This window comes from Crocosphaera sp. UHCC 0190 (genome assembly GCF_034932065.1).
Classification (GTDB): domain Bacteria; phylum Cyanobacteriota; class Cyanobacteriia; order Cyanobacteriales; family Microcystaceae; genus UHCC-0190.
Window position 1 is genome coordinate 328,085 of the sequence record NZ_JAYGHP010000004.1, and the last position, 9,727, is coordinate 337,811.

The window sequence follows — 9,727 nt, forward strand, 5'->3', positions numbered from 1 at the left end:
TGAGAAAGAAGCTAGGGGACAGCAAATAGGCAATGGTCAGACATTAACCTATTAATATTTGGCTTTGACTTGACTCACAATATAATCAGCTATAATATTAACCACAAAAGTTAATATCATTAACACTAAACCAGCATACATTAAGGCTGCAACCTGCATTCCTGATGCTTCAGCAAATTGGTTAGCAATAAGAGAAGAAATTGTATTCGCAGGTTCTAAGATAGAAACGCTAATTCTATTGACATTACCAATAATCATGGTAACAGCCATGGTTTCTCCCATCGCACGACCCAAAGCTAACATAATGCCCCCAACAATACCAGAGAAAGCGGCGGGAATGAGGACACGAAAAATGGTTTCCCAACGAGTTGCACCTAACCCTAAAGAAGCTTGTCGTAAATCAGGGGGTAAACAGGCTAAAGAGTCACGGGAAATGGCAGTAATAATCGGTAAAATCATGATGGACAAGACAATACCTGCTGGAAACATTCCAGGGCCGCCCGCAGGAGGGGTACTAAAAATAGGAATCCATCCTAAATAATCGTGCAGCCATACAGCAATGGGGTTAACCAGGGGAATTAAGACAAAAATACCCCAGAGTCCATAAACAACACTGGGGATAGCCGCTAATAATTCTACGAGAAAAACTAGGGGCGTTCGGAACTTTAAAGGAATGAAATTTTCACTCAAAAAAAGTGCTGTACCAATGCCTAACGGAATGGCAATAACTAGGGAAATTAAGGAACTAACTAAGGTTCCATAAATAACAGGTAAGGCCCCAAATTCTTCCCGTCCCTTAACAGGGTTCCAGGAACTACTAAAGAGAAAGCCTAAGCCATAGGTTTGAATCGCTGGCCAGGCTCGCCAAGTAATAATAATAGCAATGGAAAGTAAAATTAGACCAATGGTCAGGGCAAAGGCTAAGGTTAACCAAACAAACCCTGTATCAAAGGTTTTTTCCGTGTGGGGACGAAAGCCCACTCCGGTTTGTCGTCTAGAAGGTGTTGCAGTCACGATAGGTTTAGCAATTTTTTGCTTAAAGAAACAACAATAATTTACAGAGAAAGGTGAGGAGAAAAGAGGGGTTCTCAAGAGTCAGGAGCAGGGTAAACATTTCCCATAACTTCTGACCTCCAGACTTTTTGTTAAGAATTCCCTTAACTAATCATGTCAGCAATTAGTTAAGTTTGATTTGAAAATCGGGGGAAATTACATCAGCTGCGGCTGCTACTTTTTCTCTCACACTAGGAGGTAAAGGCACATAACCAAGGGCTGCACTTTGATCTTGGCCGGTGGTTAAGGCATATTGAATCATGGCTTCCATGGCGATCGCTTTTTGAGGATCATCAAAGGTTTTAGGAACTAAAAGCCAACTATAGGTAACAATGGGATAGGAAGCTTCTCCTTCAGGGTCCGTAATAAAGGCCCGTAAATCTGGAGGTAAGGTAACAGCATCTAGGGTTGCTGAGGCGGCTGCATCACTGGGTTCAATGAATTTACCCGCCGCATTTTCTAGGGTTGCCATGGTTAAGTCATTATTCTTGGCATAGCCATATTCAACATAACCGATTGACCCTTGATTCTGTTGGATAGAAGCCGTTACCCCTTCATTTCCTTTAGAGCCGATAAATTTACCTTTGCTGGTGGGCCATTCCACACTTTTACCCTGGCCAATGGCGGTTTCCCACTCTTTGCTGATGGTACTGAGGTGTTTGGTAAAGACTCCGGTGGTGCCGCTACCATCAGAACGGTGAACAACGGTAATGGCTTCGTCAGGTAAGGTTACACCTGGGTTAGTTGCGGCGATTTTGGGGTCATTCCATTTGGTGATACTGCCATCAAAAATTCCCACATAAGCCTCTCTGGAAAGTTTTAATCCTTCTACTCCAGGTAAGTTATAGGCGAAGACGATACTTCCTGCGGTGACAGGCAGCATTAAGACTCCTTTACTCACTTTGGCAATTTCTTCATCCTTCATGGCCACATCACTGGCCCCAAAGTCAACGGTTCCCGCCGTAAACTGTTCAACGCCGGCCCCACTTCCTACAGACTGATAGTTGACTTGAAGTTGAGGAACTTCTTTGTTAAGTTGCACAAACCAGTTCTGATATAAAGGCGCGGGGAAAGAAGCACCCGCACCCGTCAGAGACACATTGCCTTCTAAGGGGGGCTTTAATTCTGGTGCGGCGGCGGTTTCGGTGCCTGTCCCTCCCTCTGCGGGGCTGGCTTCTGGGGAGGCGGTGGTATCAGTTTTAGGCGCACCACCACAAGCCCCTAAACTAACAGCTAAAGTAAAAATTGATAGTGAGGATATTATGGTGCGTTTGCTCGATGAGATAGTCTTGAACATAGAATGTTTTGTTAGTTAAGTAAACTCACACAAATCTTAGAGCAGAATCTAGCAACTTATGGTAAACATTAGGTTAAGAAAACTAAAAATCCTAATGATTTAAGGGTTTTATTCATAAAAATTCCTTTCTAAATTTTTTGTTAAATTTAGCCTTTGGTTCTCGGCCATAGCATTAAACTAAGTCTGTTTCAAGAGCTTAATCCCAAAAAGTTTAGACAAACTGTGATAAAGCCGAGGATAATTTTCAAAGCCTAATAGTAATTGACAATTTTTTGCATTTAATTGAGGAAACGTAATGAAGATAACCAACTTCGAGCTAGGGTTTAAGGGGAAAACATGGGGAATAGTTTTGACCTCTATTGCCCTATTCTCAGCTTGTGCTTCCATACCAGACACTGCTATACAACCGATTAAAATTGATGGCTCTAGTACCGTTTATCCTATCACTGAAGCTGTCCTGAATAGTTACAAAACTCAAGCCGCGAATCAACGGATTAAAGAGATTAAAATTGAGGGAGATTTTTCCGGGACTGGAGGAGGGTTTAAAAAATTCTGTGCCGGAGAAACTGATGTAAATGCTGCATCTCGTCCCATTTCCTCTGAGGAAATGACAGCCTGTAATAACAAAGAAGTTCGCTATATTGAACTCCCTATTGCCTTTGATGCCATTACCGTTGTGGTTAACCCCAAAAATACTTGGACAGAGTCTTTAAGTGTAACACAATTAAAAACGATGTGGGAACCCTCAGCCCAAGATTATATTAAACAATGGAACCAGATTGATGCCAATTATCCCAACCGTCCCTTAACCCTTTATGGCCCCGATAAACTCTCAGGAACCTATGATTATTTTACCCAAGCAATAGTAGGTAAAGCAGGAGCAAGTCGTCAAGATTATGTTGATAGCGAGAATGACGAAGTATTGGTCAAAGGTGTTACCCAAGACCCCAACGCCCTGGGATATTTTGGCTATGCTTATTATCAACAGCATCAAGATAAACTGAAAGCCGTGGCCATAGATAACGGTAATGGGGCCATTCTTCCTTCCAGAGAAACAGTAGAAAATGAACAATATCAACCCCTGGCCCGTCCCCTTTTCCTCTACATCAATGCCAAAAAAGCCCAAGAAAATCCAGCCTTAGAAGTCTTTGTGGAATATTATCTCGAAAAAGCCCCAGAATTAGTGGCTGAAGTGGGTTATATTCCCTTGCCTCCAGAAGCTTACAAATTAGCCAAAATTCATTTAGAACGCTTTAAAGTGGGGACAGTGTTTGAGGGAACCACTAACGTTGATCTCTCTATTAGCGATTTATTGCGAAAACCCGCTAAATTCTAAGAGTAGATCAAAAAATTGAGGTCATCTGTTGTGGTTTCTCATCTAATCAGCGATCGCCAAACCCAAACCCCGATATGGCAATGGCAAGCAGGAGACAGTTTACCCTATTTAACCTGTTCTTTGTTACAAGCTTGGCCCCACGGCTTTTTTACCCAACCTTTTTACCCCCGTACTCCTGAAAGCTTAACAGAAATTCTCCACCCAGAAGCCATTGCCTATAGACTTAAACAAGTTCATGGCAACCGAGTCTTAACCCCCGCCGAAATTGCCGCAGAGGGCTTGAATGAAGGGTTTTCGTCCGCAGATGGCCTCATTGCTAACCAAGCAAAACAAAGCATCTGGGTCGCCAGTGCTGACTGTACACCTGTACTTATAGGAGATGTGGAAACCGGAAACATCGCGGCCCTTCATGCGGGGTGGCGCGGTACAGCGCAAAGAATTGTCCCAGAAGCGATCGCCCGTTTGCAAGTATGGGGGAGTTCTTTGGAAAATTTACGCATTGCTTTAGGGCCTGCCATTAGTGGAGAGGTTTACCAAGTCTCGATTGAGGTGGCGGCTGAGGTTGGGGCGAGTTTGTTTAAAAAAGAGGAAATCGATGGTTTAGAGAGCATTTTAACGCCATTGCAAGCTGTGTCTGCACCGCCAATATTGCCTGATCCAGAAGTGGGTAAAGTTCGCTTAGATGTGCGACGGGTCAATCAATTACAATTAGAACAATTGGGCATTGAACCAGAACAAATTGCGATCGCCCCTTATTGCACCTATCAATCTCCGTCTCATTTCTTTTCCTATCGACGAACTCAAGAAAAAAAGGTTCAATGGTCAGGAATTGTTAAAGATTGTTAAAGGGAAAGGGGGGAATTAAGGAATAGGGAAGAGGGAAGGTGTATTAATTTATTGTTCATCATTGATAAGGTTAAAGATGCAAACACAACCAACGGTTAATTCTTTTAATTTAGGCAGAATTTTTGTCTTTCTCTATGGGGTAATTTCCTATATTATCTTTTTGATAACCTTTCTCTATGCTTTGGGATTTGTCGGGAATATTCTTGTGCCAAAATCCATTGATGCTGAGGCTCAAATTTCTTTTTTACCAGCTTTATTACTCGATACTTTGTTATTAGGAATTTTTGCCCTACAACATAGTGTGATGGCCCGAAAAGAATTCAAAGCTTGGTGGACAAAGTTGATTCCTCAACCGATAGAAAGAAGCACCTATGTGTTATTTTCAAGTTTAGCTTTATTATTGATTTTTTGGCAATGGCAACCTTTGGGGGGAGTTATTTGGAATATTGAGCAATTGTGGGGACAGATTATTTTATTGTCTTTATTTGGTTTGGGTTGGTTAATTGTCCTTGTTTCCACCTTTTTAATCAATCATTTTGATTTATTTGGACTGCGACAAGTTTATCTCTATTTACAAGGGAAAAATTACACCCATTTAGAATTCAAAACACCTGCCTTTTATAACTATGTACGACACCCCCTTTATGTGGGTTGGTTACTTGCTTTTTGGATGACACCTAAAATGACGGTAACACATTTATTGTTTGCCATTATAACAACCCTGTATATTTTAATTGCCATTCAATTTGAGGAAAAAGATTTAGTTGAAATTCATGGCGAAACCTATGAAAATTACCGTCGTAAAGTTCCCATGTTGATTCCTTTTTTCGGCAAAAAAGCAAGTTAACTTACATTCATTAATGTAGAGATAATTCATGAATTGCCTCTACAGGGTAATCGGTTAATGAGAACTACCATATTTTATCGTCAAAAAATATGTTAATTTAGATCATGCTTAGTCTTTTCAAGGAGAAATACCGTGATTGAACCCTTACTCTTAGGCATTGTTTTAGGTCTTATCCCTATCACCTTAGCAGGATTATTTGTTGCTGCTTATTTGCAATACAAACGGGGTAATCAGTTAAACCTCGATTAAAAGGACATCGGGACAAGTTCGCTCTTTTTAACCCTTGTCCCCCCAAAATTTAGAGAAATCCAAGGTAAAATTATCCGTTGCTGTCAAAATTGCCTGACGACCAGATTTTTCACCATAAAGCAGTTGCATCGTTAAATAAGCGGGTGGTAGATAGGGCAACTTTTCCGGCCATTCAATCACTGTAATTCCTGGGACAACCTCGAACCCTTCCCAATACTGTTCTACATATAACCCTTCAACCCCTTCCGGTTGCAAACGATATAAATCCAAATGATATAAGGGTAAGCGTCCTTGAGGGTACTCATTGACTAAGGTAAAAGTGGGACTAACAATCGAGTCTGTAATGCCTAACCCTTCCCCGATACCTTGTACCAAGGTAGTTTTACCAGCACCTAATGTCCCTTGAAGCAACAACACAGTACCCGAAGGCAAACATTGCCCTAATTGCTTCCCCAGTGCCTGAGTTGCCTCAGCATCCGGTAAGATCATGGTCTTGACACTCATTTCTCACTATACCAGCGTAATAAAACCCTTGCTAGACGTTGAGGATGATGACGAACCTTTCCCGTATTGGGATCTTCTTCCATCACATTCGCTAAGATGATACGATAGCCCAATTTCACCACGTCTTCTCGATCTAAAAAGACAGGATGACAGTTTTCTTGAGCATAACGTTTTAAGGCATAAGGAGAAGGAGGAAGACGTTGTGCTAACACTGCATCAATCAACCCTTGGCCACAAATGCGCTCAATAGCTTCAATATGATTAGCCACAGTATACCCTTCCGTTTCCCCTGGTTGGGTCATAATATTGCAAACATAAATACGAGGCACTTTAACCTTCATCAATGCTTCCTTAATCTCAGGAACCAGAAGATTAGGAATGACGCTAGTATATAAACTGCCTGGGCCAATAACAATATAATCTGCTTCTTCGATTGCTTGTAAAGCTGCGGGTAAAGCAGGAGGGTTAGCAGGAAGACAACCCAGATGACGAATTTTTCCCCCGGCTTCCGTAATACGGGACTCCCCTTCAATTAAACGGCCATCATCTAATTCTGCCCAAAGACGGACATCACTGAGGGTTGCGGGTAATACCTTACCCCGAATGGCCAAGACTTTAGAACTTGCTGCGATCGCCTTTTCAAAATCTCCTCCCATCACCTCTGTCATCGCGGTTAGGAATAAATTGCCAAAACTGTGGCCCGTCAGGCCATCCCCTGCTTCAAAGCGATATTGAAACAATTCCGTCAACAATTTTTCTTCATCAGCCAAAGCGGCCACACAGTTACGAATATCCCCAGGAGGCAAAACCCCAATTTCCTCTCTCAGTCGTCCTGAAGATCCCCCATCATCGGCTACGGTGACAATAGCAGTAATATTAGCACTATACTGCTTTAAACCCCGCAATAGGGTTGATAGTCCCGTTCCACCACCAATGGCCGCAATTTTGGGGCCACGATGTAAACGACGATGGGCCAAAAGGCGATCGACTAATTCTCCATCCCCTTCTGGGAAAGCTTCTGTAATAGAACCCACCGTGCGGCTTTGACCCCACAATAACAAAAAGATTCCTAAAATCAGAGCTAAAGGGCCAGAAATGTAACTGGGAACATAATTGGAGATAGCTTGTAGGAGTTGAGAAATTAATTCTAAGAGACGGTTGACTGGGGTGAGTTTTACCCAGATAGCAAGTCCGAGAAAGGTTAAAACTAGGCCAGTTGCACTAATCAGTAACCAACGTTTGACAAAGAGGCCAGGGGATAGCCATTTAAACCAGAGGTTTACTTGTTTGGGGGTTCTTTGGCCAACGGTTGCCCATTTTCGCTGTTCTGTTTTTAGCTTGCGTATCGCTTGTTTTAAGGGACTGATAGACATAGATCATGATCGCCAGATAAATCTTATGGGAGAAAGTTTAAAATAAGGGGTTTAAGGAAATTAGCATAAAAAGCCAGATTTTAAAACCGAGTTGCGTCAAGATGTTGCGTCAAGATACAGAATCATCGGGTTTGGGTTTATTGTATGTCAGATGTTGGAAAAAATGCTAAGGGAGTATTTGAGTCGCTGTGAAAAGCAGGGGGAGAGTCCAACCATGAAGATAACTACATTTAAGTTTAAGTTAGCCATCAACTTGCAAGACTTTAATTGTTCATAAAAATTATTCCCACAAACGCCGACGAGAAGGGCCATTTAAGCGTTCATGAGCATTTTTCAATAACCGAGGAATCTCTAAATTTTCAGGGCAACGAGGCAAGCAATCACCGCATTCTGTACAACGATTTCCCTTATTTCCCGGAAACCAATGACCCGCATTTTCTAACATTCGATATCGATATTGACCATAAGTTGTCATCCCATAAGCAACGGCTAAATTTCTCAACCGCAAAATCTCAGGAATATTAATATTTTCAGGACAAGGTAAACATTGATAACATTGACGACAGTGATCGCTATTTAGGACATTTTCTAAATGACTTTCTAATGCTTGTAATTTATTTATCTCTACCTCAGTTAACTCATTATCTTGCTCAAATAATGGTACAATGGACGCAAATTCTCTAGGATTTGCTGGCCCCATACTCAAGGTGTTAATGCGGCGATCACTTAACAAAAACCGATAGGTTAATTCTAAGGGAGAAACAGGCGAACATAATCCTTCAAGCAAGGATGATGGGTTATAAAGTAAACCCCCTTTATCCCCAGGAGAAATAATAAAAATGCCTAGATCTTTCTGAGAGGCTAACTCAATTGCCGGGCCATGATGTTGAAAAAAATAATAATAATGTAGGTTAATAAACTCAAATAAATCCGTCTTAATTGCTGCTAAAATTACATCTAAGCTACCATGAGTCGAAAATCCGATGTGATTTATCTTACCCTCATCTAACGCCTTTTCTAGAGCTAAAAAACACCCATTAGGTTGTGTCACATAATTGAGATGTTCCCAAGTATTAATGCCATGAATCGCCACACAATCAATATAATCTAATTGTAACCGTTCCAAAGATTCATCAATCCACTGACTCATAGTATCAGCATCAGCAGTGGGCGTTAACTTAGTTGTAATATAAATTTGTTGTCTGGGAAGGGATAATCCTTGGTTTAAAAATTTTCCTAAAAACCGTTCACTATTCCCATAACCTCTGGCGGTTTCTAGATGATTAATTCCCAGAGAAATTGCCGTTTGTAGGGTTTGCTGAAAGACCTCCTCAGAAGCAAGACAGTGCATCGTTCCCAGAGAGAAAATTGAAAGCTGTAAATTCGTTTTCCCAAACCGTCGATAACGCATATAGAAGAAGTCAGAAGTAAACCTTTTACCTATTACTTATTACTTGTTCTATTGTTCATCATTTTGTTCTAATCCGCGACGTTGAATTAAATCTTCAGGACGCAAATTAGCCACAAAATCCCGAAACGCTTGACGTTCCTCTTCATCTGCATCTCGATCAACCGGAATAGAAGCATCTGCGATCACTTCTTCCATTACCCAAATCGGACTATCCGTTCGTAACGCGATAGAAATAGCATCACTAGGACGACAGTCAATTTCTTTTTTGATTTCCCCTTGACGCATACAAAGAACGGCATAAAAAGTATTATCTTGAAGGGAATGAATAATAATTTTATCTAAAGACAGACCCCAAGCTTCAAACAAATTAGTAATTAAATCATGAGTCAGGGGCCGGGGAGGTTTCTGATTTTCTAATGCCCCCATAATCGCTTTAGCCTGATCTTGTCCAATATAAATCGGAAGGGCGCGGCGATCTGAGCCATCTTTCAGCAAAACGATGGGACTCCGTGTGACAGCATCTAAAGCAATTCCCGCAACTTTCATTTCAATCATCGGCCTATCCTCTTCAATATCCTCGAAAAGAGATTGTTCCCATAGTAGAAACAGATCAATCTGTACTGCCTCAGTCATCTTAGCCCCGCTTATATGGAGAGTCAAGCCATGAGGTATACTCACAGTATGCGTGCGATTCGTTGAGATGTAAAGTTTATGGTAATAACCAAAAACGAACATCTCGTAAGGTCAACAGCCTTATAACTATCAGTTTGTTGTCTAAAGGAGACAAACACGGAGTCAAGGTAACATATAC

Annotated in this window: 10 protein-coding genes; 4 read left to right on the plus strand and 6 right to left on the minus strand. The window is 41.5% G+C overall.

Going from position 1 to position 9,727, the window contains the following annotated elements; translation table 11 throughout:
- Positions 1 to 51: 51 nt before the first annotated feature.
- On the minus strand, positions 52 to 1,014 hold the full coding sequence (pstC, locus tag VB715_RS09140; RefSeq protein ID WP_323300888.1) for a phosphate ABC transporter permease subunit PstC: 963 nt from the start codon (positions 1,012 to 1,014) through the stop codon (positions 52 to 54).
- Positions 1,015 to 1,177: 163 nt separating this feature from the next.
- On the minus strand, positions 1,178 to 2,350 hold the full coding sequence (gene pstS / locus VB715_RS09145) for a phosphate ABC transporter substrate-binding protein PstS (protein ID WP_323300889.1): 1,173 nt from the start codon (positions 2,348 to 2,350) through the stop codon (positions 1,178 to 1,180).
- A gap of 295 nt (positions 2,351 to 2,645) precedes the next feature.
- On the opposite strand from pstS, the gene VB715_RS09150 reads away from it, so the two are divergent.
- From VB715_RS09150 to petG, 4 genes are all read left to right on the plus strand, one after another.
- Positions 2,646 to 3,686, plus strand: coding sequence for a PstS family phosphate ABC transporter substrate-binding protein (locus VB715_RS09150; protein WP_323300890.1), 1,041 nt, complete (start codon positions 2,646 to 2,648; stop codon positions 3,684 to 3,686).
- Positions 3,687 to 3,716: 30 nt separating this feature from the next.
- The gene (pgeF, locus tag VB715_RS09155; protein WP_323300891.1) at positions 3,717 to 4,532 is read left to right on the plus strand and encodes a peptidoglycan editing factor PgeF; all 816 of its coding nucleotides are present in this window, start codon (positions 3,717 to 3,719) and stop codon (positions 4,530 to 4,532) included.
- A 76-nt stretch (positions 4,533 to 4,608) separates the two neighbouring features.
- Positions 4,609 to 5,379 carry a methanethiol S-methyltransferase gene (gene mddA / locus VB715_RS09160; RefSeq protein ID WP_323300892.1) on the plus strand — a complete coding sequence of 257 codons (771 nt, stop codon included), beginning with the start codon at positions 4,609 to 4,611 and terminating at the stop codon, positions 5,377 to 5,379.
- 132 nt (positions 5,380 to 5,511) lie between these two features.
- A complete protein-coding gene (petG, locus tag VB715_RS09165; protein ID WP_008278251.1) occupies positions 5,512 to 5,628 on the plus strand; it encodes a cytochrome b6-f complex subunit V in 117 nt (38 codons plus the stop codon).
- A 27-nt stretch (positions 5,629 to 5,655) separates the two neighbouring features.
- Here petG and tsaE read toward each other — a convergent pair whose 3' ends face one another.
- From tsaE to VB715_RS09185, 4 genes are all read right to left on the minus strand, one after another.
- Positions 5,656 to 6,132, minus strand: a complete 477-nt coding sequence (gene tsaE, locus VB715_RS09170) for a tRNA (adenosine(37)-N6)-threonylcarbamoyltransferase complex ATPase subunit type 1 TsaE (protein WP_323300893.1) — start codon at positions 6,130 to 6,132, stop codon at positions 5,656 to 5,658.
- Complete coding sequence (locus VB715_RS09175) at positions 6,129 to 7,505, minus strand: gluconeogenesis factor YvcK family protein (RefSeq protein ID WP_323300894.1); 1,377 nt, start codon at positions 7,503 to 7,505, stop codon at positions 6,129 to 6,131. Before VB715_RS09175 ends, tsaE begins: the two co-directional genes overlap by 4 nt.
- 280 nt (positions 7,506 to 7,785) lie before the next feature.
- Positions 7,786 to 8,916 (minus strand): aldo/keto reductase, encoded by a 1,131-nt coding sequence (locus VB715_RS09180; RefSeq protein WP_323300895.1) that lies wholly within the window; start codon positions 8,914 to 8,916, stop codon positions 7,786 to 7,788.
- A 48-nt stretch (positions 8,917 to 8,964) separates the two neighbouring features.
- Entirely contained in the window at positions 8,965 to 9,471 is a 507-nt protein-coding gene (locus tag VB715_RS09185) for a bifunctional nuclease family protein (RefSeq protein WP_323300905.1), read from the minus strand.
- Between the last annotated feature and the right edge of the window lie 256 nt (positions 9,472 to 9,727).

Bases quoted from the DNA above. Each gene is read 5' to 3' on its own strand.
- pstS (WP_323300889.1), bottom strand. From the start codon at position 2,350: ATGTTCAAGACTATCTCATCGAGCAAACGCACCATAATATCCTCACTA.
- VB715_RS09150 (WP_323300890.1), top strand. From the start codon at position 2,646: ATGAAGATAACCAACTTCGAGCTAGGGTTTAAGGGGAAAACATGGGGA.
- mddA (WP_323300892.1), top strand. From the start codon at position 4,609: ATGCAAACACAACCAACGGTTAATTCTTTTAATTTAGGCAGAATTTTT.
- tsaE (WP_323300893.1), bottom strand. From the start codon at position 6,132: ATGAGTGTCAAGACCATGATCTTACCGGATGCTGAGGCAACTCAGGCA.
- VB715_RS09175 (WP_323300894.1), bottom strand. From the start codon at position 7,505: ATGTCTATCAGTCCCTTAAAACAAGCGATACGCAAGCTAAAAACAGAA.
- VB715_RS09180 (WP_323300895.1), bottom strand. From the start codon at position 8,916: ATGCGTTATCGACGGTTTGGGAAAACGAATTTACAGCTTTCAATTTTC.
- VB715_RS09185 (WP_323300905.1), bottom strand. From the start codon at position 9,471: ATGATTGAAATGAAAGTTGCGGGAATTGCTTTAGATGCTGTCACACGG.